Source organism: Streptomyces sp. NPDC002306, assembly GCF_053593435.1.
Genome location: NZ_JBSFCK010000002.1, coordinates 516,804 through 542,302, shown reverse-complemented (window position 1 = coordinate 542,302; position 25,499 = coordinate 516,804). Strand labels below are relative to the sequence as shown.

Below are 25,499 nucleotides of genomic sequence, written 5' to 3'. Positions count from 1 at the left end.
TCCTTTGCTGCTCCGCCCGGTTGTCCGGGACCTGTTGATGTCCTGCCGTCGATGCTAGGGCCGGGAGGGGGCCCGGCGGGGGCCGCGCACCCCTTGTCCTCCCCTGACCGTTCCCCTAGGGAACCCCGAGGGGGAGGCTCAGGCCTCGGGCGGAGAGAAGATCACCAGGACTCTGAGGTCCTCGCTGATGTGGTGGAACTTGTGGGCGACCCCGGCCGGAACGTACACCACGCTGCCGCGGGCCACCGAGGTCGTCTCCAGGCCGACGGTGATCGAGGCGCGGCCGCTCACCACGAAGTAGACCTCGTCCTGGTTGTGCGGCTTCTGTGCGTCGTGATCACCGGCATCGAGGGCGTACAGGCCGACCGACATGTGCCGTTCGCGCAGAAACTGCAGGTAGGCGCCGTCGTTGGCAGCGCGTTCCGCCTCCAGTTCATCCAACCGGAATGCCTTCATCGCTCTTGTCCGCCTCACACCACTGCTCGTATCCGATCTCTTCTGCCACGATCAGACACATGAAGAATTTCGTAGTCAAGACGATCGCCAACGCGGGCGCTCTGGCGGTCGCCGTCTGGCTGCTCGACAAGATCACCCTGACCGGTGACAGCACGGGCAAGAAGGTCGGCACCCTGATCCTCGTCGCCCTGGTCTTCGGACTGGTGAACTTCCTGGTCAAGCCGGTCGTGAAGGTACTCACCTTCCCGCTGTTCATCCTCACGCTCGGTCTGATCACCCTCATCGTCAACGCGCTGATGCTGCTGCTGACCTCATGGGTGTGCGACAAGCTCGACCTGAGCTTCCACGTCGACGGCTTCTGGACCGCCGTCCTCGGTGGCCTGATCATCTCGGTCGTCTCCTGGGCCCTCAACGTCGTCCTGCCCGACGGCAAGGACTGAGCAAGCGATGACCTACCGCGTCTGCTTCGTCTGCACCGGCAACATCTGCCGCTCGCCGATGGCCGAGTCCGTCTTCCGCGCGCGCGTGGCGGAGGCCGGGCTCGACGACCGGGTCGAGATCGACAGCGCCGGCACCGGCGGCTGGCACGAGGGCGACGGAGCGGACCCGCGCACCGTCGCCGTCCTGGAGGACAACGGCTACTCCGGCGGCCACACGGCCCGGCAGTTCCACGCGTCGTGGTTCTCCCACCTCGACCTCGTGATCGCCCTCGACCACGGCCATCTCGCGGCGCTGCGCCGCCTCGCGCCGACCGAGGAGGACGCGCGCAAGGTACGGCTGCTCCGCTCGTACGACCCCGCCGCCGTCGACGACCTCGACGTGCCGGACCCGTACTACGGCGGCACGGACGGCTTCGAGGAGTGTCTGGAGATGGTGGAGGCGGCGAGCACGGGCCTGCTCGCCGCGGTACGTGAACAAGTGGAAGGACGGGCGGCATGAGCGGCTCCGCCGAGGACCACGCGACCGGGGGCGGCAGAAACGGTACGGCGGGCTCCCCTGCCGACGGTGACGGGACACGCGCGGTGCGGGCGGGACTGCCGGCGCCGGTCAAGCACGAGCCGACGCTGCCGGGGCCGGTGTTCGCCGCCCACTTCCACCTGCCGGGGGACCCTACGGGCCCCTACACCTACGGCCGCGACGAGAACCCGACCTGGACGCTTCTGGAACGGGCCATCGGCGAGTTGGAGGCGCCGGACGACGACGGCGCCCAGACGCTCGTCTTCGCCTCCGGGATGGCAGCCGTCTCGTCGGTGCTCTTCTCCCAGCTGCGCGCGGGGGACGCCGTCGTGCTGCCCGGCGACGGGTACCAGGCGCTGCCCCTTGTGCGCGCCCAGTTGGAGGCGTACGGCATCGAGGTGCGGACCGCGCCGACCGGCGGCGACGCCCAGCTCGACGTCCTGGACGGCGCCCGGCTGCTGTGGATCGAGTCGCCGTCCAACCCTGGGCTCGACGTGTGTGACATCCGGCGGCTCGTCGAGGCGGCACACGCGCAAGGTGCCCTGGTGGCCGTCGACAACACCCTCGCGACACCGCTCGGGCAGCGCCCGCTGGAACTCGGCGCCGACTTCTCGGTGGCCAGCGGGACCAAGCAGCTGACCGGGCACGGTGACATCCTCCTCGGGTACGTCACCGGTCGCGATGCCGAGACCATGGCCGCCGTACGTCGCTGGCGCAAGATCGTGGGGGCGATCCCGGGGCCGATGGAAGCCTGGCTCGCACACCGTTCGATCGCGACACTCCAGCTGCGCGCCGACCGGCAGAACGCCTCCGCCCTCACCCTCGCCGAGGCGCTGCGGGAGCGGCCCGAGGTGAGCGGGCTGCGCTATCCGGGGCTGCCCGGCGATCCCTCGCACGAGATCGCCGCACGGCAGATGCGGCGCTTCGGGTGCGTGGTGTCCTTCACGCTGCCCACGCGCGCGCGTGCCGATCGCTTCCTCGGCGCGCTGCGGCTCGTGGACGACGCGACGAGTTTCGGCGGGGTGCGCTCCACGGCCGAGCGGCGCGGCCGCTGGGGCGGCGACGCGGTGCCCGAGGGGTTCATCCGCCTGTCCGTCGGCGCCGAGGATCCCGCGGACCTGGTGGCGGATGTGCTGCGTGCGCTGGAGGAGTCGGCGGACTGACCGGTCCGCGGGCGCCCCGCCGGTGTCCTGCTCACGTGCAACGGACGGTCCGAGCCTCCCCCCTCGTGGCTCGGACCGTCCCCGGTTCCGCTCGCCGAGAACCGCGCGCACAAGGCTAGTTGACTCTGTGTCAGTGTCCAATCACAGTAGCGACAGAGACCTATCGACATATTTATAGTTGGCCCGGCCGGGGACCCTGGTGGCGACGAGAGGGGAGGGGCGCGGCATGGATCTCGCGCTGCTGCGCACCTTCGTGACCGTGCACCGCGCCGGCTCCTTCACCCGTGCCGCGGCCCTGCTCGGGCTCTCCCAGCCGGCCGTCACCTCACAGATACGCACCCTGGAACGACAGGTGGGCCGCCCCCTGTTCCTGCGGCAGGCCCGTGGGGTGACACCGACGACCGTCGGCGACGAGCTCGCCCACAAGGCCGCACCCCATCTCGACGCCCTGGTCGAGATAGCCGAGACCGGTCTGGACGACGAGTCCTCCTTACGCACCCTGCACCTGGCCGGCCCCCCGGAGTTCACCGCGGAGCGGGCCCTGCCCGCGCTGACGGCGCTGACCGGCGACGACGGTCAGCGGCTCGCCCTGCGGGCCTCCTTCGGGAACACCGAGGAGATCCTCGAAGGGCTGGCCGCCGGGCATCATGATCTGGCCATCACCACGGCCCGGCCGCGCGGCGCGCTGCTCACCGCGACCGCGCTGTGCGACGAGGAACATGTCCTGGTCGCGGCCCCCGGCTGGGCCGAGCGGATCGGGCACTGGAAGCTCCGCCGCAAGGGCGCGCCCGCCCTGGAGAACCTCCCCGTCGTCGAGGTGCACGAGTCGCTGCCCTTCGTCTCCCGCTACTGGGCCTCCGTCTTCGACTCCCGGCCCGCCACCTCCGGTGCCGTCGTCGTCCCCGATCTGCGCGCCGTTCTGGCCTGCGCGTGCGCGGGCGCCGGGCTGGCGGTGCTGCCGCGCTATCTGTGCGCCCCGGCTCTGGAGCGCGGTGACGTGGTCACGCTGCACGAACCCGTGGTGCCCCCGCTGCGGACCTACTTCCTCGTGGTCCGCACCGGCACGCTGGCGATGCCGCACATCGCCAGGGCCCACGAGTGGCTGCAACAGGCCTCGGGCGACTGGTGTTGAGCCCGATCCCGCGTGATGTCACGGGGAGAGCTCGCCCGATGACGGTTCGCGATGTTTCACGTGGAACCAACCGGGCCACATTTCTCCCATGACCGTCCGACCCGTGGTCAAGCGCACCGCCCGAGCCGTCCTCCTGGACGGCGACTACCTGATCCTGATCAAGCGCACCAAACCCGGCGTGGATCCCTACTGGGTCACGCCCGGTGGCGGGGTGGAGCAGGAGGACACCACCGTCGTCGACGCCCTGCACCGTGAGGTGTACGAGGAGCTCGGCGCCAAGATCACCGATGTGGTGCCCTGTTTCGTGGACACCGTCGAACACATCGGCGCGGACAGCAGCACGACCGGGGTGAAGGTGCAGCACTTCTTCGTCTGCCGGCTGGAGTCCATGGACCCGGCCCTGCGGCACGGCCCCGAGGTCGACGAGCCCGCCGGTGAGTACGAGATCGTCAGGGTCCCGTTCACCCGGGTCGGGATCGCCTCCGTGCACCTGGTGCCGCTGTCGCTACGGCACTACCTGGACGGCAACATCGAGGGCGTACGGGCCATGCACGCCCCCGATCTGGGCTGACCATTCCGCGCTCGGGTCAGTTCCCGGTGACGACGAGTTCCTCCACCGCGTCGTGGCGGATGCGATTCGTGGGGATGCCGATGTCCCTCAGCGCGTCGACCCCACTGCGGATCATTCCGGGTGGGCCCGACAGATAGGCGTCGTACTCGTTCCAGGGGCCGTAGGCGCGGATCGCGTCCGGCAGTTGGACGTGGGCCTGCTGGTCGACGACAGCCCGCACGGAGAGCCAGGGGTGGGACTGCTGCAGCCGCAGCATCGTGTCGATGTCGTACAGGTCGTCGCCGGTGCGGGCGCCGTAGAACACCTCTACCGGCCGGCGTTCGCCGTGCTCGGCCACATCCTCGACCAGTGCCTTGATGGGGGCGATGCCGGTTCCGCCGCCGAGGCAGAGCAGTCCGCTCCCGGAGGTGTGGTCGACGGTCATCGAGCCGGTCGGCGGGCCGAGGCGGATGACGTCGCCGGGCCGGGCGCGATGCACCAGCGCGTTGGAGACCCAGCCCGCGGGAACCGCCTTCACGTGAAACGTCAGCAGTCCGTCCGAGCGGGGCGCGGAGGCGAAGGAATAGTGCCGCCAGACCCTGGGCCACCAAGGAGTCTCGACGCTCGTGTACTGCCCGGCGAGGAAGGGATAGGGCTGGTCCGGGCGGACGGTGACGACCGCGACGTCCGGGGTCCTGAGGTCGTGCGAGACGACCTGCGCGTGCCACCAGGGCGGGGCGCGCAGTTCGTCGACGGCCGCCGCGTCGATCATGACCTGGGAGATCGTCGTGTACGCCCGGACCCAGGCGGCTTCCGTCTCCCCGTCCCAGACGGCGGAGGCGAACTTGGCGAGCGCGCCGATGAGGCACTCGCCGACGGCCGGATAGTGCTCGGCCCGGGTGCCGTACTTGCGATGACCTCGGCCCAGGTTCTGCAGGTAGTCGACGAGAACGGGCGTGTTGTCGATGTGCTCGGCGGCGGTGAGCAGTGCCTTCAGCAACCGGTCGCGCTGGGTGTCCATCGCGGCCGGGAACAGCGAGCGCAGCTCGGGATGGCGCACGAAGAGCAGTGCGTAGAAGTACGAGGTGACCTTGTCGGCCACGGGAGCGACCTCGGCCATGGTGCGGCGGATGAGGAGGGCGTCCGGGGACGCCCTCACCGCGGGCGCGGACCACCGGGCGGGCAGGTGCTGCTCCGCGGAGGCAGAAGCAGAGGCAGAGGCGGACGGGGGCGCAGCCGAGGCGGGCGGTCGTGCGTCGGGCGCGGGCCTCCCGGTGGACGCGGCCGATGCGAGGTTCGGCGCTGCGGAAGGCGCGACGGTCGGAGCCGGGTCCGGAGCCGTGGACCGGGTGGCCGACGGTTCGGCGGCCGCTGGGCGGAGTCCGGTGGGACGGGACTCGGATGCCGTCGGCGAGGTCCCGGGAAAAACCGGCGGAGCGGATTCTGCCGGCGGTGTCCGGTGAGCGGTGTGCGGTGCGTCCGCCGGCGGCCGTATTCGCGGGTCGATCGGTGCGGCCACGGGGTCGGCCTCTGCCGCGGCTTGCGTCAGTGGGCCGCTGCCCGAGGCCGAGTGGGTCCGGCCCATCGGGCGCATCGCGGCCAGGCGGCTGCCGTCGGCCGCCTCCCGTTCGCCGCCCGGAGGCGACTCCGGGTCCTTGCGCGGGATGAACCAGCCGCTCCCGCCGCCGGAAGTGCCGTTGTCGGCCGACGCGGTCGTCGGAGCGTCCATGGTGTGCCTCGCCTCGAACATCTTTCGGTCGGTCTGCGCGCTTCCTGGGTCGGAAGGTGCCTGCTTTCCCCCGTAGACGGCTTTTTGCGCCTGTTCGGCGCCCTGGCCGATGCGGCCATGTTCAACCCATAACCCCACTCCGCACCGACAAGCGGGGCAGGAGTGTGACCTGAGCCGCAGTGCACACAGCAGCGTCCCGCTTCGGACGGTCGTCCGCGCCGCATAGTCGAAAAGGCGAGTCTTCGATCTCTCCGTCCCTTACGCTGCAGCGCCCTGCTCTCCGTTCGCGCAGGGTGGACACACCCCGCCCCGGAGCGAACCGGGCCACGAACCGGAGTCGACCCTACCGGCCGCTGCTCCGCACACAAGTCCCGCCTTCCTCAGGGCGAGCGACGGTGTCGGGCGAACCGCGGATTCCTCAATTACCGGTCGCCGCACACCAATTCATAGGCATCCCACAGATCCTTCCCCTCGTAGGCATGGGTCGCGAGACCGGACAGATGACCGTCCCCATTGACCGAAACCGAGACGGACACCACTCCGAACAGGTCCTTGTCCGACAGCGAGTCGCCATAGGCGACACAGTCGGCTCTCGTCACCCCGAACTCCTGGCAGAGCGCGTCGGCGACCCGCACCTTGGCCGCGGGATTGAGCACTCCAGCCGGGTCCACGGGTTCGGTGAAGGGAATCGCGGGGAAACGGGAACCGTATGCGGCGTGAACGCCCCAGCCCAGCAGCCGTTCCACGAAGAAGGACGGCGAGAGGGACACGACGGCGCAGTAGTCGCCTTCCTGTCGGATCGCGGCCCAGACCTCACGAATGCGGGTCAGCCATGGTGCTCCCTCGAAAGCCGCCGTGACGTGCGCCTCGGTGAGATGCGCCCACAGGGCACGGACCTGCGCCGCATACTCCGGCGGTTCCACCCGGCCCGTCGCGGCCGCCAGATCCAGCGCCATGGCCTCGGCTTCCAGGCCGAGTTGCCGTGAGATCTCCACCGGAGCGGTCGTACCCTGCAGCAACGTGCCGTCGAGATCGAAGAGATGAAGTCGCGCCATGGTTTCGAGGCTAGTGGCATGCCCTGTCAGCGCCGAGTGAGGCCACGGATCGCCGACCGTTCGTCGATGTTTCACGTGAAACGCCCTGTACCCGACTCGCCTTCGGTGGGGTTGGCCACTACATGGCCAAAAGCACGTGTGTCTCCCTGAAAGCGGTGGACGCCGAGGTCTCCCGTCGGACAGCCTGACCTGCGTGCCCCCTTCTTCCCCCGCCGTTCTCCCCGTCCGCCGACTGACGCTTCGCGATCTCTCCGCCTGCGCCGACCTGTCCGAGGATCGAGGGTGGCCCAGGGAGGAACACAAGTGGGGCCTCCTGCTCACGGCCGGAAAGGGGCACGGCATCGAGGACCCCGCCGGCGGACTGGTCGCCGCTTGTGTCGTCACCGAGTACGGCCCCCGGGAGCGACCCGACCTGGCGGCCATCGGCATGGTGCTGGTCGCCGAACGGCACGCCCGTCAGGGCGTCGGGCGTCGTCTGATGCGTCACGTGGCCGCCGCGATGGGGCCCACCCCACTCACTCTCCACGCCACACCGAACGGCCGTCCGCTGTACGAGGAGCTGGGCTTCAAGGTCATCGGGCGGGCCGAGATGGTGGCCGGGTACTTCGCGCCCGGAGGGACGCGGCCCGGCGTCGTCACGCGTGCGGCCACCGCCGGGGACCTGCCGGCGATCCTCCGGCTCGACGAGGAGGTGTTCGGCCTTGACCGCACCCACATCGTCACCCGTCTGCCGGCCTTCGCCGACCGGCTCCACGTGGCCGTGGAGAACGACCGGATCATCGGTTACGCGGCCGCCTGGCCCAACATGGACACCCAGGTGGTGGGCCCGCTGATCGCCCGTGACACGGACACCGCCAAGGCCCTCATCACCTCCCTCGCCGCTCACACCGACCGCCGCCTGCGGACCGACATCGACGTACGGCACGAGGAACTGCTGGCGTGGGTGAAGGAGCGGGGCCTCGCGCCGGTCGCCTTCAACGCGGTCATGGCCCACGGCATCCCGGAACTGCCGGGCGACTGGACTCGGCGTTTCGCTCCCGTGACGGTGGCGGCGGGCTGACCCTCACGACGAAAGCGCCGGTCCCCCGTCGGGAACCGGCGCCTCCTGCCGCACGGGCGGCGTCAGACGAGTGCGTCCACGGCAGCCGTGGCGAAGCCGTGGTCCTGCTCCGGCGCGCCACCACCGACGCCGATCGCGCCGATCAGCCGGCCGTCGCGACGCACGGGCACGCCACCCGCGATGAACAGCAGCGGTCGGTCGAGCGCGGTGGGCAGGGTGTGGAAGGGACCTCCGGGCTGTACGGCGTCGACGAGGTCGGCGGTGGGCGCGTTCAGCTGGAGCGCCGTGTACGCCTTGCGGGTGCTCGTCTCCCCGGAGATCAGCACGGCCCGGTCGTCCCGCCGGAAGGCGAGGAGATGGCCGCCCGCGTCCAGGACGGTGACGCTGACGGTGACCCCCGCGGACTCGGCGGCCTGGCGGGCGGCGGTGACGAGGGCCTCGGCGTCCTGGATGGTCAGAGGGGCGAAGGCGGTGGTGGTGCTCATGAGGTCTGTCTCCTTGCGGGTGTTTCTCGAGAGGGCGACCGAGGGGTGCGGAACGGTCCCTGCCCCGCACCCCGGCCGGCTCAGTGATGGATGGACGACTCAGTGATGGACGGCTGTCCGCTGCTCGGCGGGCACAGCGCCCGCGACGACGGCGCCGGACGCGTTGTCGCGGCACTCCAGGCCGGCTGAGAGCACGGCGAGAAGCAGGGCGCCCGCGGCGAGGGCGGCTCCGACCCAGTTGGGGGCGGTGTAGCCGAGGCCGGCCGCGATGACGAGGCCGCCGAGCCAGGCCGAGAGGGCGTTGCCCAGGTTGAAGGCGCCGATGTTCACGGCCGAGGCGAGGGTCGGGGCGCCGTGCGCCTGGTCGAGGACGCGCTTCTGGAGCGGCGGGACGGTGGCGAAGCCCAGGGCGCCGATCAGAGCGATCGTGACGGCCGCCAGCACCTTGTTGTGCGCGGTGAGCGTGAACAGGGCGAGGACGACGGCCAGCGCGCCGAGAGAGACGTACAGCATGGGCATCAGGGCACGGTCGGCGAACCGGCCGCCGACGAGGTTGCCACCGACCATGCCGAGGCCGAAGAGGACCAGCAGCCAGGTGACCGAGCCGTCGGCGAACCCGGCGACGTGGGTCATCATCGGCGCGATGTAGGTGATGGCGGCGAAGACGCCGCCGAAGCCGAGGACGGTCATCGCCATCGCGAGCAGGACCTGGACGTTCTTGAAGGCGGCCAGTTCATGGCGCAGGTGTACGCCCTCGGGCCGGGGCATATCCGGGACCAGCCGGGCGACGCCCGCCAGGCCGACGACGCCGAGCGCGGCGACGAGACCGAAGGTGACGCGCCAGCCGACGTTCTGTCCCACGAGGGTGCCCAGCGGGACGCCGACGACGTTGGCGACCGTCAGGCCGGTGAACATCATCGCGATGGCTCCGGCCTTCTTGTCCGGGGCCACCAGGTCGGCGGCGACGACCGAGCCGATGCCGAAGAACGCGCCATGGGCGAGGGACGCGACCACCCGGCCGATCAGCATCACGGCGAACGTGGGGGCGAGGGCGGAGAGCAGGTTGCCGGCGATGAACAAGACCATCAGCAGCATCAGCATCCGCTTGCGGGAGATCTTGGTGCCGAGGACGGTCATCAGCGGGGCGCCGAACATGACGCCGAGCGCGTAGCCGGTCACGAGGAAGCCCGCCGTGGGGATCGAGACCCCGAAGTCACCCGCGACCTGGGGCAGCAAGCCCATGATCACGAACTCGGTCGTTCCGATTCCGAAGGCCCCGATCGCGAGGGCCAGAAGCGCGAGAGGCATGGAGGGTCCCACCTTCCCAAACGATTGCAGATGCGCTTTGCGTGCGTCCACAATAGTTGCACACGCGGGCTATAAGCACCAGCAGACTATTGCGGGTGTGCCCTACCCTGGATGCAGCCGCCCCGGGACGGAGGAACCCCATGACAGCGACGGACCCCGCGCTCACTGCCCTCGCCCAGGGCTGGTGCGCCCTCTCCCTGCTCCACGGCAGGATCGAGGCACACATCGAGCGCGCCCTGCAGGCTCGGCACGAGCTGAGCGTGCGCGAGTACTCCCTGCTCGACGTGCTCAGCCGCCAGCACGACGGCGAGGGGGGCCACCTACAGATGAAGCAGGTCGCCGACGCGGTCGTCCTCAGCCAGAGCGCCACCACGCGGCTGGTCACCCGGCTCGAGGACCGCGGTCTGCTCGAGCGCTACCTGTGCCCCACCGACCGACGCGGCATCTACACCAACGTCACCGAGGCCGGCCTCGAACTGCTGTCGGAGGCGCGGCCCACCAATGACGCGGCCCTGCGCGAGGCGCTCGACGAGGCCGCGAAGAGCCCCGAGCTCGCACCGCTGGTCCGTGTCGTGGAGTCACTGAACGTGCCCGCATAGGCTGCGACCATGGCAGATCTCGAAATACGGCCCGCCACGGCGGAGGACGTCCCGGCGATCGTCGCGATGCTCGCCGACGATCCGCTGGGCGCACAGCGTGAATCACCGCAGGACCTGACCCCGTACCTGACGGCGCTGGAGCGGCTGGCTGCCGATCCGAACCAGCATGTGGTGGTCGCGGTGCGCGAAGGCCGTGTCATCGGCACTCTTCAGCTGACGGTCAATCCCGGCCTCTCCCACAAGGGCGCCGCCCGGGCGATCATCGAAGGCGTCCGGATCCACGCGGACGAACGCGGCAGCGGCCTGGGCACGCAGCTCATCGAGTGGGCCGTCAACGAGTCCCGGCGCCAGAACTGCCGGATGGTGCAGCTGACATCCGACAACTCCCGCACCGACGCCCACCGCTTCTACGAGCGGCTCGGTTTCACGGCGTCACACGTCGGCTTCAAGCTCCCGCTCTGATCGACGAGGGCGGCCTGTTTCACGTGAAACAGGCCGCCTCGGTCGTCGACGCCTACCCGCGCGGCGCCGACAGCCCTACTTGACGCCTCGCCACCCCTCCGGGTCCACGCCACCGGGCACCGAAGCAGTCTCGTCGTACGGCTGACGCGTGAACGCGAACGACCCGAGGTCCAGGTGGTCCACGGACCCGTCCGGGCGCCGTACGGCCCGTAGAAGCTCTCCGGCGTAGTACCCCTCCAGCCCCGTCCAGGTGCCGTCGCCGTTCGCCCGGAACCGTGAACGCCGGCCGTTGCCGGACAGCGGCTCCAGCGAGGCCCGCCCGTCGGCCGTCAGCCGCCACGCGAAGGCATGAGTCCCCCAATACCACGGCCCCGCCAACTCCAGCTCCGCCTGGTCGACTTCGGGAAGCGGGCGCCAGGGCTCGGGAATCCGCGGCTCAGCCTCCGCGACGATACGGACGAGATCAGCTCCCACAGTGCCCAGCAGCGGCCCGGAAGTGCAGTTGGCCAGCACCACCGCGGCCACGTCGTCGGCCACGCTGATCGTGAGGTTCGCGAGGAAGCCCGGCAGCGAACCCGAGTGGCCGACGAGCAGCCGACCGTCCCGCCGTTGGATCTGCATACCGAGGCCATAGCTGACACCGTCCACCACATCCGCCGCCTCGGGTGGCGCGGCCGGCGTACGCATCTCCCGTACGCTCCCGGCGCTCAGCACCCGCTCGTCCCCCCGGGCCAGGAAGACGGCGAACCTGGCCAGGTCGCCCGTGGTGGACCAGAGTTGACCGGCCGGTGCCATACGCCCGAGATCCTCCACGGGTTCCGGGAGCAGCGCGTCGGCCCAGGGGTGTACCGCCCACCCACCCGCGTGGGGCGCCTGCGGCCGGGCACTTGTCCGGTCCAGGCCCAGAGGTTCGAGCACTTCCCGCCTGAGGACGTCCTCCCACGGGGCACCCCGAAGTTCCTCCACCAGCGCGCCCAGGAGGGTGTAGCCCGGGTTCGAATAGTGGAAGCGACGGCCGACAGGGTGCAAAGAGGGCTGCTCACCCAGCACGTCGGCGAGTTCGGGTCGCACTGACCCCGGGGTGCGCTCCCACCACGGCGCGGGGGACTCGGCCGCCAGCCCGCTCGTGTGGGCGAGGAGATCGGCGATCGTGGCCTCCCCGGCTCCGGTTCCCGGCAAATACTTCTCCAGCGGATCGGACAGGTCGAGCACGCCCGCGTCACGCAGCCGCAGGACGAGAACGGCGGTGAAGGTCTTGGTGATCGAGCCGATCCTGTACTGCACGTTCTCGTCCGGCCCGTGCCCGTCCACCGAGGTACGCGCGCCGTGCCACAGGGTCTGCCCGTCTCGTACTACGGCCGCGACCAGCGACGGCGCACGCCCCTCGGCCTGGGCCACGGCGATCCGGTGGAGCAGCGCGCGGCGGGTGCCGGGAAGGAGTTGTTCGTGAGAAGACGTCATGGGCCAAGTCCACCCGGCCGGACACCCCGCGTCGAGCGCATTTCGCCGGTTGCGGGATCACATCACGTGCGGCTCGTCGGTCCCGGCTGACCTGCGGGTTCCCGATCCGTCCCTTGAGACGCCCCGGATCAGGTCTGCGCCATGTCCACGAAGCGCGAGTAGTGGCCTTGGAAGGCGACGGTGATCGTGGCCGTCGGGCCGTTACGGTGCTTGCCCACGATGATGTCCGCCTCGCCGGCCCGGGGTGACTCCTTCTCGTAGGCGTCCTCACGGTGCAGCAGGATCACCATGTCGGCGTCCTGCTCGATGGAGCCGGACTCACGCAGGTCGGACACCATCGGCTTCTTGTCCGTGCGCTGCTCGGGACCACGGTTGAGCTGGGAGAGCGCGATCACGGGCACCTCGAGCTCCTTGGCGAGGAGCTTGAGGTTACGGGACATGTCCGAGACCTCCTGCTGACGGCTCTCGGAGCGCTTGGAGCCGCCGGACTGCATCAGCTGGAGATAGTCGATGATCACGAGCTTGATGTCGCTGCGCTGCTTGAGCCGCCGGCACTTCGCGCGGATCTCCATCATCGACAGGTTCGGGGAGTCGTCGATGAAGAGCGGAGCGGACGACACCTCGGGCATACGGCGGGCCAGTCGTGTCCAGTCCTCGTCCGTCATGGTGCCCGAACGCATGTGGTGCAGGGCCACACGCGCCTCGGCCGACAGCAGACGCATCGCGATCTCGTTGCGGCCCATTTCGAGGGAGAAGATGACGCTCGGCAGGTTGTGCTTGATCGACGCGGCCCTGGCGAAGTCCAGTGCGAGGGTCGACTTACCCATGGCGGGGCGTGCGGCGATGACGATCATCTGGCCCGGGTGCAGGCCGTTGGTCAGCGAGTCGAGATCGGTGAAGCCGGTGGGCACGCCGGTCATCTCGCCGCTGCGGGAGCCGATCGCCTCGATCTCGTCGAGCGCGCCCTCCATGATGTCGCCGAGCGGCAGGTAGTCCTCGCTGGTGCGCTGCTCGGTGACCGCGTAGATCTCGGCCTGGGCGCGGTTGACGATCTCGTCGACGTCGTCGTCGGCCGCGTATCCCATCTGGGTGATGCGCGTGCCCGCCTCGACGAGACGGCGCAGCACGGCCCGCTCGTGAACGATCTCCGCGTAGTACTCGGCGTTCGCCGCCGTCGGTACGGTCTGGACGAGCGTGTGCAGATACGACGCGCCGCCGACCTTGTTGATCTCGCCACGCTTGGTGAGCTCGGCGGCGATGGTGATCGGGTCGGCCGGCTCACCCTTGGCGTAGATGTCCAGGATCGCCTGGAAGATCGTTTCGTGCGCCGGCTTGTAGAAGTCGTGGCCCTTGAGGACCTCGACGACGTCGGCGATGGCGTCCTTGGACAGGAGCATGCCACCGAGAACGGACTGCTCGGCGTCGAGGTCCTGCGGTGGTACGCGCTCGAAGGACGTCCCCCCGCTCTCCCATTCGCCGTCGTCCCGACCCCGGTCGTGCTGTTCGCCTCGGCCCCGGCCCCCTTCGCCGCGGCGACGAGAGGCGGGCAGACGATCACTCGGACCGCTGTCGGCCCACGGATCGTCCAAGGGCTCGGAAATGCTCACCGAGCCACCTCCTCCCGTCCGCGGAGCGGACCTCGCCATGCCTCTCTTTTCTACGGCACGGCACTGACAAATAAGAGGCCCTTCTCCGGTTCGGACGCGTCGGTTTTGTGAGGTTTTCACGGTCGACGGACGGAGCGGGCGCCGCACCACGGTAGGCCCGTCGGCACCGTCAGCCAATCTGGTTATCCACAGGCCATGTGGACGACGGCCCGGATGCTGTGGAGAACTCCGCAAAACCTGTGCACGACCCGGTGGACAGGCCTGTGAACAAGCTCCCACCTCTCTCGCGAGAAGTGCCCTGAGCTGGGAACTTCCCGTCCACTGGCTGTGCAGAAGAAAAACTTTCCCAGCCGGACCAAGATCGGCTCGAACGGCACGCGAAAGTGCATACGACCTCAAGAGAAGTAAGGGTCAGTGGCGCTTTGCATCTCTTACCTGTGGACGATTAGATTAGTGCTCATGACACAGGCTCCCGCGCCCGCCAGGGCCACTCGGCGACGGCACGATCGTGAGATCGTCACGCTGGCCGTCCCGGCCTTCGGCGCACTCGTCGCCGAGCCCCTTTTCGTCATCGCCGACAGCGCGATCGTCGGCCACCTCGGCACCGCACAACTCGCCGGTCTCGGCGTCGCCTCCGCCCTCCTCACGACGGCGGTCAGCATCTTCGTCTTCCTCGCCTACGCCACCACGGCCGCCGTCGCCCGCCGCGTCGGCGCCGGCGATCTCAAGGCGGCCATCCGCCAGGGCATGGACGGCATCTGGCTGGCACTGCTGATCGGCTCCGCGGTCATCATCACCGTCCTGCCCACGGCTCCGGCCCTCGTGGATCTCTTCGGCGCCTCGGACACCGCCGCCCCCTACGCGACGACCTATCTACGCATCTCGTCACTCGGCATCCCGGCCATGCTCGTCGTGCTCGCCTCCACCGGTGTCCTGCGCGGTCTGCAGAACACCAGGACACCGCTCTACGTCGCCATCGCCGGCTTCGTCGCCAATGCCGCCCTGAACGCGGCCCTCGTCTACGGCGCCGGCCTCGGCATCGCCGGCTCCGCCTGGGGCACCGTCATCGCGCAGGTCGGCATGGCAGCCGTCTACCTCGTGGTGGTCGTACGCGGAGCCCGCAGGCACGGCGCCTCACTGCGCCCCGATGCCGCCGGCATCAAGACCTCCGCCCGGGCCGGTGTCCCCCTGTTGGTCCGTACGCTCTCCCTGCGAGCGGTCCTGATGATCGCCACAGCCGTCGCGGCCCGTCTCGGTGACGCCGACATCGCCGCCCACCAGATCATCCTGTCCCTGTGGAGTCTGCTGGCCTTCACCCTCGATGCCATCGCCATCGCGGGGCAGGCCATCATCGGTCGCCACCTCGGCGCCGGTGACACCAACGGCGCCCGCGAAGCCTGTCGCCGCATGGTGGAGTGGGGCATCGCCGCGGGCTGCGCACTCGGCCTGCTCGTGGTGATCGCCCGGCCGCTCTTCCTGCCCCTGTTCACCAACGACGCCCTGGTCAAGAACACCGCCCTGCCCGCGCTCCTCATCGTGGCTCTCGCCCAGCCCATCTGTGGCGTCGTCTTCGTCCTGGACGGAGTCCTGATGGGAGCGGGAGACGGCCCGTATCTCGCCGGGGCGATGGTGGTCACCTTGGCGGTCTTCACCCCGGTCGCCCTACTGGTCCCGGTCCTCGGCGGCGGCCTCAGCGCACTGTGGGGAGCCATGACTCTGATGATGGCCGTGCGGATGCTGACTCTCTCCATGCGCGCCCGTTCCGGCCGCTGGATCGTCACGGGCGCCACGCGCTGATCGTTTCACGTGAAACCGGCGTTTCACGTGAAACATGCGCACAGCCCGAAGGCGCCAGGCCCGAAGGAGACCCACGCGCCCGCGTCGGCAAAACAAGCACGCGGAACAAGCATGCGGAAGGGGCCGCACCCCACAGGGCGCGGCCCCTTCTCGGCTGTCAAGCCAAACGCAGCGGTCAGGCCGCGACGACCTCGATGTTGACCTTGGCGGCAACCTCGGGGTGCAGACGCACGAACGTCTCGTGGGCGCCCAGCGTCTTGATCGGCGAGCCCAGCTCGATGCGGCGCTTGTCGACCTCGGGGCCACCGGAAGCCTTGATCGCCGAAGCGACGTCGGCCGGGGTGACGGAGCCGAAGAGTCGACCGGCGTCGCCGGAGCGGACGGCCAGACGGACCTTGACACCTTCGAGCTGGGCCTTCACGGAGTTGGCCTGCTCGATGGTCTGGATCTCGTGGATCTTGCGAGCGCGACGAATCTGCTCGACGTCCTTCTCGCCACCCTTGGTCCAGCGGATAGCGAACTTCCGCGGGATCAGGTAGTTGCGAGCGTAACCGTCCTTGACGTCGACGACGTCGCCCGCGGCACCGAGGCCGGAGACCTCGTGGGTCAGGATGATCTTCATTAGTCGGTCACCCTTCCCTTATCGCGCGGTGGAGGTGTAGGGCAGCAGCGCCATCTCACGGCTGTTCTTGACGGCCGTGGCGACGTCACGCTGGTGCTGCGTGCAGTTGCCGGTCACGCGGCGGGCACGGATCTTGCCGCGGTCGGAAATGAACTTCCGCAGCATGTTCGTGTCCTTGTAGTCCACGTACGTGACCTTGTCCTTGCAGAAAGCGCAGACCTTCTTCTTAGGCTTGCGCACAGGCGGCTTCGCCATGGTGTTTCTCCTGTGTGATCAAGAAGTTGGGATACGACCCACCTTCGACCCGGTCGGGCCCGAGGGGCCTGGCCGTGGGCCTAGAAGGGGGGTTCGTCCGAGTAGCCGCCACCGTTGCCGCCGGAGCTTCCGCCCCAGCCGCCACCGCCACCGCCGCCGCCCTGGTTGCCACCGGCGGGAGCGCCGGAAGCCCACGGGTCGTCAGCGGGAGCGCCGCCGGCCTGCTGGCCGCCGCCGGAGCTTCCGCCCCAGTTGCCGCCACCCTGGCCGCCACCGCCGCCGTAACCACCCTGGCCGCCCTGACCGCTACGGCCGGCGGTCTTGGTGACCTTGGCCGTGGCGTTGCGCAGGCTGGGGCCGACTTCCTCGACGTCCAGCTCGTAGACCGTGCGCTTGACGCCCTCGCGGTCCTCGTAGGACCGCTGCTTCAGCCGGCCCTGCACGACGACGCGCATGCCTCGCTGAAGCGACTCGGCGACGTTCTCCGCCGCCTGACGCCAGACCGAGCAGGTGAGAAAGAGGCTTTCGCCGTCCTTCCACTCGTTCGTCTGACGGTCGAAGGTGCGGGGAGTGGACGCGACGCGGAACTTCGCGACCGCCGCACCGGACGGGGTGAAGCGCAGCTCGGGGTCGTCGACAAGATTGCCGACGACCGTGATGACGGTCTCGCCTGCCATGGGGGAACCTCTCGGCGGGTTTGCTGCTGGCTGCTGGTGCTGCTACTCGAATCCCGAGATCGTCTGAGCGGGAGAGCTCAGTGGGTCTCGGGACGGAGGACCTTGGTCCGGAGGACCGACTCGTTCAGGTTCATCTGGCGGTCGAGCTCCTTGACGACCGCAGGCTCGGCCTGCAGGTCGATGACCGAGTAGATGCCCTCGGGCTTCTTCTTGATCTCGTACGAGAGACGACGACGGCCCCAGGTGTCGACCTTCTCGACCTTTCCGTTGCCCTCACGGACGACGGAGAGGAAGTTCTCGATCAGGGGGGCGACAGCGCGCTCCTCCAGATCGGGGTCGAGGATGACCATCACCTCGTAGTGACGCATGTGGAACCCACCTCCTTTGGACTCAGCGGCCACGGTCGTTCCGTGGCAGGAGGGTTGTGATGCGTTGTGATGCGTACGCAACGGTATCGGCCGCCACTGACAATCGCGGGCCGTCGGTAAGACGTCCCCGCTCTGTCCTGGGCGGATCCTGGCTGTGCCTGGGCAGACACCGGTGCAGACGCTACAGACTACCCGCACACCCGCTTCCGGTTGAAATCCGGCCGCGTAGACCCTCAATCTGTACACATCGGGTGTGTACGGCGCTACGATGCGCCGCCTTCCGCAGGAGGTGCCCTATGGCACAGGCATTGCGACCCAACACCGTCGGCGGCCTTTTCGCCTCGGACGGTAAGTCCCATCCCCTCCAGGTCACGCTGCTCGCGGTGACCCTGGTGCTGGGCATCACGGCTTTCGTCACGGCGATGTTCCACAGCCTGCACCTGCTCAGCTCCTGGGCCGGCCTGGTGGGCATCTTCACCGGGGCCTACGGGCAGTGGATCTCCGAAACGACCCGCGAACGCTTCGGTCTGATCCTGGGTCTCGGCGCCGCTGCCATCGGTTTCTTCCTCGGCATGGCGCACGGCGGGCTCTTCGGCGGGGTCTTCTGAGCCGCACCGAAGCACCCTCGAACGCTGTGTGAAGCTCTCCGGAACGCCCCGGCCGGCCCTCGCGCCGGGGCGTTGGGCCCGTACGCCCCAGTCAGGCCGCTTGCAAGGCGCAGTAGGCTTCGCCGCGAGAGCCGGAGCCCCTGTACCCATGGGGACAGACCAGCCCGAGGAGCGCCCGGAATGAGCCTGACCCTGAGGACCATCAGTCGAGAGCAGCATCTGGCATACATCCAGAGCCTGCCGTCGGCGAGTCACATGCAGGTCCCGGCCTGGGCGGACGTAAAAGCCGAGTGGCGCTCCGAGAGCCTCGGCTGGTTCGACGACCGCACCGGTGAGATGGCCGGCGCCGGCCTGGTCCTCTACCGGCAGCTGCCCAAGATCAAGCGCTACCTGGCCTATCTGCCCGAGGGCCCGGTCATCAACTGGTTCGCGCCGAATCTCACGGACTGGCTGGAACCGATGCTCGCGCATCTGAAGCAGCAGGGCGCCTTCTCCGTGAAGATGGGCCCGCCGGTGATCATCCGGCGCTGGGAGGCCACCTCCATCAAGGCGGGCATCCAGAACCCGGACGTGAAGCGACTGCGGGACATCGAGGCGGACTTCATCGAGCCGCGCGCCTTCGAGGTGGCCGACAAGCTGCGCCGCATGGGCTGGCAGCAGGGCGAGGACGGCGGTGCCGGCTTCGGCGACGTCCAGCCCCGCTACGTCTACCAGGTGCCGCTGGCGAACCGCTCCCTGGAAGAGGTCCACAAGAACTTTAACCAGCTGTGGCGACGCAACATCAAGAAGGCCGAGAAGGCCGGTGTCGAGGTCGTCCAGGGCGGCTACCACGACCTCGAGGAATGGCAGCGCCTGTACGAGATCACGGCCCTGCGCGACCACTTCCGGCCCCGCCCGCTCTCGTACTTCCAGCGCATGTGGACGGCCCTCAACACCGAGGACCCCAACCGCATGCGCCTGTACTTCGCCCGCCACAACGGCGTGAACCTGTCGGCGGCGACGATGCTGATCGTCGGCGGCCACGTCTGGTACTCCTACGGCGCCTCCGACAACATCGGCCGTGAGTTCCGCCCGTCCAACGCGATGCAGTGGCGGATGCTGCGCGACGCCTACGCGCTCGGCGCCACCGTCTACGACCTGCGCGGCATCTCCGACTCGCTGGACGAGACCGACCACCTCTTCGGCCTGATCCAGTTCAAGGTCGGCACGGGCGGACAGGCCGCCGAATACCTCGGCGAGTGGGACTTCCCGCTGAACAAGCTGCTCCACAAGGCTCTCGACATCTACATGTCGCGACGCTGACGTCACGTTCAGTGCTTCCATACCTCTGATACACCGCAGCCACGAGAAAGGTTCCAGGTCCGGCCATGGCGCTCACCCTCTACGTCGACACCGCGCGCTGGCGGGCGCACCACAAGCACGTGCAGGAGCAGTTCCCGGGACTCGTCCCGGTCTGCAAGGGCAACGGCTACGGCTTCGGTCACGAGCGCCTCGCGGAGGAGGCCACGCGACTGGGCTCGGACGTCCTCGCCGTCGGCACGACGTACGAAGCCGCGCGCATCAAGGACTGGTTCGGCGGTGACCTGCTGGTGCTGACGCCTTACCGGCGCGGCGAGGAGCCCGTGCCGCTGCCCGACCGGGTGATCCGCTCGGTGTCGTCGATCGACGGCGTGTACGGCCTGGTGGGCGCCCGGGTGGTCATCGAGGTCATGTCGTCGATGAAGCGGCACGGCATCAGCGAGCAGGACCTGGCCCAGCTGCACTCCGCCATCGAGAACGTCCGTCTCGAGGGCTTCGCGATCCACCTTCCGCTGGACCGCACCGACGGCTCGGACGCCGTCGAGGAGGTCATCGGCTGGATGGACCGGCTGCGCGCGGCCCGCCTGCCGCTGCACACGATGTTCGTCAGCCACCTCAAGGCGGAGGAACTGGCCCGCCTGCAGCAGCAGTTCCCGCAGACCCGCTTCCGTGCCCGCATCGGCACGCGCCTGTGGCTCGGGGACCACGACGCCACCGAGTACCGCGGCGCCGTTCTGGACGTCACGCGCGTCGCCAAGGGCGACCGGTTCGGCTACCGGCAGCAGAAGGCGGCCTCGGACGGCTACCTGGTGGTCGTGGCGGGCGGTACCTCGCACGGAGTGGGTCTGGAGGCTCCCAAGGCCCTGCACGGCGTCATGCCGCGCGCCAAGGGCGTCGCCCGCGCCGGTCTGGCCACCGTGAACCGTAACCTCGCCCCGTTCGTCTGGGGCGGCAAGCAGCGCTGGTTCGCCGAGCCGCCGCACATGCAGGTCTCCATCCTGTTCGTGCCCTCGGACGCCCCGGAGCCGAAGGTCGGTGAGGAACTGGTGGCCCATCTCCGGCATACCACCACGCAGTTCGACCGCATCGTGGACCGCTGAGCGGGGGCGCAGGCCCCTGAGGCCGCCCGGCAACGGCAAAAGGCCGTACACGGAACCTCCGTGTACGGCCTTTCACATGATCCGTCCCAGCCCTGTTCGCTCAGAGCGAACTGCCCGTCGAGTCCTGTTTGCCCCACTCCACCTGCGGCCCGTCGAAGTGGGCCGCGTGCCTCGGCGGATGGGCTGCCGAGCCGAGGACGAACACGTCCTCCGCTCCGTCGAGCACACCGCCCGACGGGTCGTCGTCGCCGGCCTGGCGCACCACGTCCCGCTCCGGCATCACGATGTCCCGCACCACGACGACGCAGAGGTACAACGTCCCCAGCAGGTGAACGCCGATGGCCCAGTGGTAACCGTCGGTCGGCAGACCCTTGTGAGCGTCTCCGCTGGTCGTGTACGCGAGGTACATCCAGATCCCCAGGAAGTACGCCACCTCGCACGCCTGCCAGATCAGGAAGTCCCGCCACTTCGGCCGGGCCAGCACGGCCAGCGGCACCAGCCACAGGACGTACTGCGGGGAGTACACCTTGTTGGTGAGGATGAACGCCGCGACGATCAGGAACGCCAGCTGGGCGAAGCGCGGCCTGCGCGGGGCGGTGAAGGTCAGTGCCGCGATCCCGCCGCAGCAGAGCAGCACCAGGACCGTGGCCAGGGTGTTGACCGTGTCGGTGCTGAGCGGGTCGGTGGAGTTCTGGGCCATGATCAGCCAGAAGGACCCGAAGTCGACGCCCCGCTCCTGGCTGAACGTGTAGAACTTCGACCAGCCGTCGAAGGCGAAGAGCATCACCGGCAGGTTCACCACGAGCCAGGAGGCGGCTACGCCCGCCAGAGCCTTGCCGAAGTCCCGCCACTTGCCCGCACGCCAGCACAGCAGGAACAGCGGGCCGAGCAGGAAGACGGGATAGAGCTTGGCGGCCGTGGCGAGCCCGAGGAGGACGCCGAAGGCCACCGAACGGCTCCGTGACCACATCAGCATCGCGGCGGCCGTCAGAGCCACGGCCAGCAGGTCCCAGTTGATCGTGGCGGTCAGCGCGAAGGCCGGCGCCAGAGCCACCAGCAGGCCGTCCCAGGGTCGGCGCGCCTGCGTGCGGGACACACAGACCACGATGACGGCCGCGCAGACCATCAGCATTCCGGCGTTGACCATCCAGTACCACTGTTCCTGGTGCTGGATGGAGCCGCTGCCGGGCGTCAGCCAGGCGGCCACCTCCATGAACACACCGGTCAGCACCGGGTACTCGAGGTACTGCATGTCGCCGGGGAGCTTGTCGAAGTACGGCACGAGCCCGTCGGCGAATCCGCGGCCCTGGTAGAGGTGCGGGATGTCCGAGTAGCACGCGTGCGTGTACTGGGAGCTGGCGCCGAAGAACCAGCCACCGTTGTAGCAGGGCGCCTTCTGGACGAGGCCGAGGGCGAACATTCCGATGGCCACGAGCGCGACGACCCGTACGGGAGTCCACCATGACGTCCCCAGGAGGGCACGCCGTCCCACGGGGCCGCCGATCAGTTCGCTGGCGGCCGCGGCGACCTCGTCGTCCCTGGTCGGCCGTACCGGATCGGGCTCGTGCACGCTCGTCGGCGTCGCTTCTGCACTGGGCATGGGGCACATCCTGCCGTACGCACCCAGGAATACGCCGAGGGCCGCCGCACCTGATCCGGTGCGACGGCCCTCGTTTCACGTGAAACATTCGGGTGTTTCACGTGAAACACCCATGCCGGGGTATAGGCGACTACCCGTCTGAACCTCCGAAGAGGCCTCCATTGCCGTTGCCGCCGTTGCCGTTGCCTCTGGTGCTACCGGTCGATTGCGAGGGCGATGGCGAGGTGGTCACTCCACCGTCGGTGCTGCCACCGTCCGTGGTACCCGCGTCGGTACCGCCGTCGTTGCCGCAGTTCCAGGTGAACCTGCCGCAGGTCTCGCTCGCCGAGGGAGAGGGGCTGGTCAGCGTCTCCGACGGCGTGGGAGACGGCGTCGGGCTGGCCTCCTCGGTCTCGGTGGCGGACGGCGTGGGCGTCGGCGAGGGCTCCTCGTTGACGACCTCACCGATGGGTTCGGGGGTCGGGAAGTCCTCGGCCTTCTGGCCCTTCAGCGCCTCTGCCATGTAGTCGTGCCAGATCTGAGCCGGGAACGACGCACCGTGGATCTTCTTCTGACCACCCGTTCCGTACATCTCGAGGAACGTGCGGTTCTTCTTGGTCTCGTCGTCGTCGTACCGGAACATCGTGATCGCCGTGGACAGCTGCGGCGTGTAGCCGACGAACCAGGCCGACTTGTTGCCGTCGGTGGTACCGGTCTTGCCGGCCACCTCACGGCCGGGCAGCTGGGCGTTGGTACCCGTGCCCTTCTCGACCACGGTCTTCAGGACGTCGGTGACGTTGTTGGCGACGGCCTCGGTGAAGGCCTCCTCGGTGGCGACCTTATGCGTGTAGACCACGCCGTCCTTGCTCTTCACCGACCTGACGGAGAACGGGTCATGCTGCTGGCCGCTGTCCGCGAAGGTGCCGTAGGCGCCCGCCATCCGGATGGCGCTGGGGTCGGAGATACCGATGGAGAAGGACGGGAAGCTGGTGCCGGTCAGGCTGGACTCCAGGAGCCCCGCGTCGATGGCCGACTGCTTCACCTTGTCCAGACCGACATCCATGCCGAGCTGCACGAAGGCGGAGTTGACCGACTCCCGCATCGCCTCACGAAGGTCGATCTGGAACTTGGGGGCGTTTCCGTACGAGGCATTGCCGTCGTTGGTCTGGAGCCACTCCTCGCCCTTCTCGTTCTTCCAGATCTCCCTGTTGTACTCCTCGATCTTGAGCTTGTTCTTTCCGCTGAACAGGCTCTTCGGGGAGGCGATGGTGCGTTCGTCCTGGGCCTGCGACTCCGGGCCCTTGGGATTCCGGACGCCCCACTGCATCGCTGCGGCGAGCACGAACGGCTTGAACGTGGAGCCGACCTGGGCGCCGGTGGTGTCGGCGTTGTTCGTGAAGTGCTTGGTCGCGCTCTCGCCGCCGTAGATGGCCTTGATGGCGCCGGACTCCGGATCCAGCGAGGCTCCGCCGAACTGGACGTGTGTGTCCGTGTCCGGCCGGTCCTTCGGCTTGATGCTCGCCTTCTGGACCTTCGTGACGGACGCCTCGAGCTCCTTGACCTTCTTCTTGTCGAACGTCGTGTAGATGGAGTAGCCGCCCTGGGTCAGCTTGTCCTGGGTGATCCCGGTGTCTTTGCTGTGGGTGACCACATAGCTGTTGGCGAGGTCGACGAGGTAGCCGATCTGGCCGCTCAGCTCGGTGTTCGAACGCGGGTTCTTCCAGTCGGGCAGTTCGGTGTACTTGTCCCGTTCCTGCGCGTCCAGATGGCCGTACTCGACCATCTTGTCGAGTGTGTCCTGCATCTGCCGCAGAGCCCGCTTGCTGTTCGCACCAGCGGTGGCGGACGAGTCGAAGGCGGTCGCGCCGGCCGGGTCGAAGTACGTGGAGCCCTTGAGCATCGCCGCCAGGAAGGCGCACTCGCCCGGGTTCAGCTTTATGGCGTCCTTGGCGAAGTAGGCACGAGCCGCGGCCTGGATCCCGTAGGCGTTGCGCCCGTAGTACGCGGAGTTCAGGTAGCCGGCCATGATGTCGTCCTTCTTGACCGTGGCCCCCACCTTTATGGAGATGAAGATCTCCTTGAACTTACGCGTGATGGTCTGGGACTGGTCGTCCAGCCGCGCGTTCTTCACGTACTGCTGGGTGATGGTGGAACCACCCTGCGTCTCCCCGCCCTGGGCCATGTTCACCACGGCGCGGGCGATGCCCTTGGGGTCGATGCCGCTGTCGGTGTAGAAGGTCTTGTTCTCCTGCGACACCACGGCGAACTGCATCGCCTTCGGGATCTGCGACAGGTTGATGATCTGGCGGTTCGTCTCACCGCCCGTGGCGACCATCGGGGTGTCGTCGGCCCAGTAGTAGACGTTGTTCTGGGCCGTCGCCGTGTTCGCGACGTTCGGCACGCTCACCATGGCGTACCCGATGCCCGCGACGGCCACCAGACTGCCGATGAAGCCGACACACAGGCCGGAGGCGAGCTTCCAGGACGGCACCCAGCGGCGCCACCCGTACTTGCCGAAGCGCGGGTAGTCGATGAAGCGCTTCTTGCCCGAAGCGACCGCACGCCCCCTGCCCCGCCCAGGGCCGTCGGAGCCGCCGCGGCGGCCTCCGGGACCGTTCTCGGCCGCTCTGCGGCGGCCACCACCTCTCTGTGCCGCGCGCCGGGCCTCGGCACGGCCGCCGTACGACGACTCCTCGCCTCCCGGCTCATAGGAATCCGACCCATACGCATCGGACAGAGACCCGGTGGCGCCACGCGGTGCCGCTCGGCGGCCGGAGGACGAGCCGGACTGGCCGCGTCGGGCCGCGGCACGTCCGCCGTCCTGCGGCTGCGGCGGTTTGCGACGGTGCTCGCTCATCGAACGATTACTCCTCGGGCAGGCGCACCCATGCGCGCCTGGAAACGGCAGCTGGTTTCCGGTCCCCCCGAAATACGGATGTGGTCGGTCACGCATTCACCCGTACTGCACCGAGGACGAGGACGTCCCCAGGCGTCACTCGGTTCCCGGTGGTGTGCATGGCGCACAGACTACGCACCGTCAAAACCCGCCGAGCCCCGAAGTTCACCCCAAATCAGGCAACTTGCATCCAACGAATCGGTGATGTGATCCCGTTCACCCTCTTCCCTCTTGTCGCGCACGGAAGGCCGTTCTATCGTTCTGATGTATCGAG

General features: G+C 68.8%; 25 protein-coding genes. 12 read left to right on the top strand and 13 right to left on the bottom strand.

Going from position 1 to position 25,499, the window contains the following annotated elements; all coding sequences use genetic code 11:
• Positions 1-138: 138 nt before the first annotated feature.
• Positions 139-456, bottom strand: coding sequence for a cupin domain-containing protein (locus ACWCQK_RS06805; protein ID WP_451152643.1), 318 nt, complete (start codon positions 454-456; stop codon positions 139-141).
• Positions 457-515: 59 nt separating this feature from the next.
• On the opposite strand from ACWCQK_RS06805, the gene ACWCQK_RS06800 reads away from it, so the two are divergent.
• The 5 genes from ACWCQK_RS06800 to ACWCQK_RS06780 all read left to right on the top strand — a co-directional run bounded on the left by ACWCQK_RS06800 (position 516) and on the right by ACWCQK_RS06780 (position 4,279).
• Positions 516-896, top strand: coding sequence for a phage holin family protein (locus ACWCQK_RS06800; protein WP_385775181.1), 381 nt, complete (start codon positions 516-518; stop codon positions 894-896).
• A gap of 7 nt (positions 897-903) precedes the next feature.
• The gene (locus ACWCQK_RS06795; protein WP_451152641.1) at positions 904-1,395 is read left to right on the top strand and encodes a low molecular weight protein-tyrosine-phosphatase; all 492 of its coding nucleotides are present in this window, start codon (positions 904-906) and stop codon (positions 1,393-1,395) included.
• Positions 1,392-2,576, top strand: coding sequence for a cystathionine gamma-lyase (locus ACWCQK_RS06790; protein ID WP_451152639.1), 1,185 nt, complete (start codon positions 1,392-1,394; stop codon positions 2,574-2,576). Before ACWCQK_RS06795 ends, ACWCQK_RS06790 begins: the two co-directional genes overlap by 4 nt.
• 226 nt (positions 2,577-2,802) lie before the next feature.
• Positions 2,803-3,708 (top strand): LysR family transcriptional regulator, encoded by a 906-nt coding sequence (locus ACWCQK_RS06785; RefSeq protein ID WP_451152637.1) that lies wholly within the window; start codon positions 2,803-2,805, stop codon positions 3,706-3,708.
• An 88-nt stretch (positions 3,709-3,796) separates the two neighbouring features.
• Positions 3,797-4,279, top strand: coding sequence for an NUDIX domain-containing protein (locus ACWCQK_RS06780; RefSeq protein WP_385775173.1), 483 nt, complete (start codon positions 3,797-3,799; stop codon positions 4,277-4,279).
• 16 nt (positions 4,280-4,295) lie between these two features.
• Here ACWCQK_RS06780 and ACWCQK_RS06775 read toward each other — a convergent pair whose 3' ends face one another.
• Together ACWCQK_RS06775 and ACWCQK_RS06770 are read right to left on the bottom strand one after the other, a co-directional pair.
• Complete coding sequence (locus ACWCQK_RS06775; RefSeq protein ID WP_451152635.1) at positions 4,296-5,987, bottom strand: globin domain-containing protein; 1,692 nt, start codon at positions 5,985-5,987, stop codon at positions 4,296-4,298.
• 422 nt (positions 5,988-6,409) lie between these two features.
• Positions 6,410-7,042, bottom strand: a complete 633-nt coding sequence (locus ACWCQK_RS06770; RefSeq protein ID WP_451152633.1) for an HAD family hydrolase — start codon at positions 7,040-7,042, stop codon at positions 6,410-6,412.
• Positions 7,043-7,235: 193 nt separating this feature from the next.
• Between ACWCQK_RS06770 and ACWCQK_RS06765 the strand changes: the two genes are divergently transcribed.
• Positions 7,236-8,102 (top strand): GNAT family N-acetyltransferase, encoded by an 867-nt coding sequence (locus ACWCQK_RS06765; RefSeq protein WP_451152631.1) that lies wholly within the window; start codon positions 7,236-7,238, stop codon positions 8,100-8,102.
• 62 nt (positions 8,103-8,164) lie between these two features.
• On the opposite strand, the gene ACWCQK_RS06760 is transcribed toward ACWCQK_RS06765, so the two are convergent.
• Both ACWCQK_RS06760 and ACWCQK_RS06755 read right to left on the bottom strand, forming a co-directional pair.
• Positions 8,165-8,587, bottom strand: a complete 423-nt coding sequence (locus tag ACWCQK_RS06760) for a GlcG/HbpS family heme-binding protein (protein WP_451152629.1) — start codon at positions 8,585-8,587, stop codon at positions 8,165-8,167.
• Between the two features lie 99 nt (positions 8,588-8,686).
• On the bottom strand, positions 8,687-9,895 hold the full coding sequence (locus ACWCQK_RS06755) for an MFS transporter (RefSeq protein WP_451152627.1): 1,209 nt from the start codon (positions 9,893-9,895) through the stop codon (positions 8,687-8,689).
• Between the two features lie 140 nt (positions 9,896-10,035).
• Here ACWCQK_RS06755 and ACWCQK_RS06750 point away from each other — a divergent pair, with 140 nt between their 5' ends.
• Positions 10,036-10,494, top strand: coding sequence for a MarR family winged helix-turn-helix transcriptional regulator (locus tag ACWCQK_RS06750; RefSeq protein ID WP_451152625.1), 459 nt, complete (start codon positions 10,036-10,038; stop codon positions 10,492-10,494).
• 9 nt (positions 10,495-10,503) lie between these two features.
• Positions 10,504-10,956: an N-acetyltransferase family protein gene (locus ACWCQK_RS06745; protein ID WP_451152623.1), complete on the top strand. Its 453-nt coding sequence runs from the start codon at positions 10,504-10,506 to the stop codon at positions 10,954-10,956.
• Positions 10,957-11,031: 75 nt separating this feature from the next.
• Here ACWCQK_RS06745 and ACWCQK_RS06740 read toward each other — a convergent pair whose 3' ends face one another.
• Positions 11,032-12,417 carry a serine hydrolase domain-containing protein gene (locus tag ACWCQK_RS06740; RefSeq protein ID WP_451152621.1) on the bottom strand — a complete coding sequence of 462 codons (1,386 nt, stop codon included), beginning with the start codon at positions 12,415-12,417 and terminating at the stop codon, positions 11,032-11,034.
• A gap of 128 nt (positions 12,418-12,545) precedes the next feature.
• On the bottom strand, positions 12,546-14,024 hold the full coding sequence (gene dnaB / locus ACWCQK_RS06735) for a replicative DNA helicase (RefSeq protein ID WP_451152619.1): 1,479 nt from the start codon (positions 14,022-14,024) through the stop codon (positions 12,546-12,548).
• Between the two features lie 459 nt (positions 14,025-14,483).
• On the opposite strand from dnaB, the gene ACWCQK_RS06730 reads away from it, so the two are divergent.
• Positions 14,484-15,821: an MATE family efflux transporter gene (locus tag ACWCQK_RS06730; RefSeq protein ID WP_451152617.1), complete on the top strand. Its 1,338-nt coding sequence runs from the start codon at positions 14,484-14,486 to the stop codon at positions 15,819-15,821.
• A 175-nt stretch (positions 15,822-15,996) separates the two neighbouring features.
• Here ACWCQK_RS06730 and rplI read toward each other — a convergent pair whose 3' ends face one another.
• The 4 genes from rplI to rpsF form a co-directional block, all read right to left on the bottom strand.
• Positions 15,997-16,443 carry a 50S ribosomal protein L9 gene (rplI, locus tag ACWCQK_RS06725; protein ID WP_351934107.1) on the bottom strand — a complete coding sequence of 149 codons (447 nt, stop codon included), beginning with the start codon at positions 16,441-16,443 and terminating at the stop codon, positions 15,997-15,999.
• A gap of 18 nt (positions 16,444-16,461) precedes the next feature.
• The gene (gene rpsR / locus ACWCQK_RS06720; RefSeq protein ID WP_003949403.1) at positions 16,462-16,698 is read right to left on the bottom strand and encodes a 30S ribosomal protein S18; all 237 of its coding nucleotides are present in this window, start codon (positions 16,696-16,698) and stop codon (positions 16,462-16,464) included.
• Positions 16,699-16,778: 80 nt separating this feature from the next.
• Positions 16,779-17,375 carry a single-stranded DNA-binding protein gene (locus ACWCQK_RS06715; protein WP_451152615.1) on the bottom strand — a complete coding sequence of 199 codons (597 nt, stop codon included), beginning with the start codon at positions 17,373-17,375 and terminating at the stop codon, positions 16,779-16,781.
• A 77-nt stretch (positions 17,376-17,452) separates the two neighbouring features.
• Positions 17,453-17,743 carry a 30S ribosomal protein S6 gene (rpsF, locus tag ACWCQK_RS06710; RefSeq protein ID WP_005482942.1) on the bottom strand — a complete coding sequence of 97 codons (291 nt, stop codon included), beginning with the start codon at positions 17,741-17,743 and terminating at the stop codon, positions 17,453-17,455.
• A 296-nt stretch (positions 17,744-18,039) separates the two neighbouring features.
• Between rpsF and ACWCQK_RS06705 the strand changes: the two genes are divergently transcribed.
• From ACWCQK_RS06705 to ACWCQK_RS06695, 3 genes are all read left to right on the top strand, one after another.
• Positions 18,040-18,351: a hypothetical protein gene (locus tag ACWCQK_RS06705; RefSeq protein WP_451152613.1), complete on the top strand. Its 312-nt coding sequence runs from the start codon at positions 18,040-18,042 to the stop codon at positions 18,349-18,351.
• 180 nt (positions 18,352-18,531) lie between these two features.
• Positions 18,532-19,653 carry a peptidoglycan bridge formation glycyltransferase FemX gene (gene femX / locus ACWCQK_RS06700; protein WP_451152611.1) on the top strand — a complete coding sequence of 374 codons (1,122 nt, stop codon included), beginning with the start codon at positions 18,532-18,534 and terminating at the stop codon, positions 19,651-19,653.
• 65 nt (positions 19,654-19,718) lie between these two features.
• Entirely contained in the window at positions 19,719-20,750 is a 1,032-nt protein-coding gene (locus ACWCQK_RS06695) for an alanine racemase (protein ID WP_385775144.1), read from the top strand.
• A 100-nt stretch (positions 20,751-20,850) separates the two neighbouring features.
• Here the strand turns inward: ACWCQK_RS06695 and ACWCQK_RS06690 are convergent, their stop codons facing one another.
• Positions 20,851-22,350, bottom strand: coding sequence for a glycosyltransferase family 87 protein (locus ACWCQK_RS06690; protein ID WP_451152608.1), 1,500 nt, complete (start codon positions 22,348-22,350; stop codon positions 20,851-20,853).
• A 130-nt stretch (positions 22,351-22,480) separates the two neighbouring features.
• On the bottom strand, positions 22,481-25,186 hold the full coding sequence (locus ACWCQK_RS06685) for a transglycosylase domain-containing protein (RefSeq protein ID WP_451152606.1): 2,706 nt from the start codon (positions 25,184-25,186) through the stop codon (positions 22,481-22,483).
• Between the last annotated feature and the right edge of the window lie 313 nt (positions 25,187-25,499).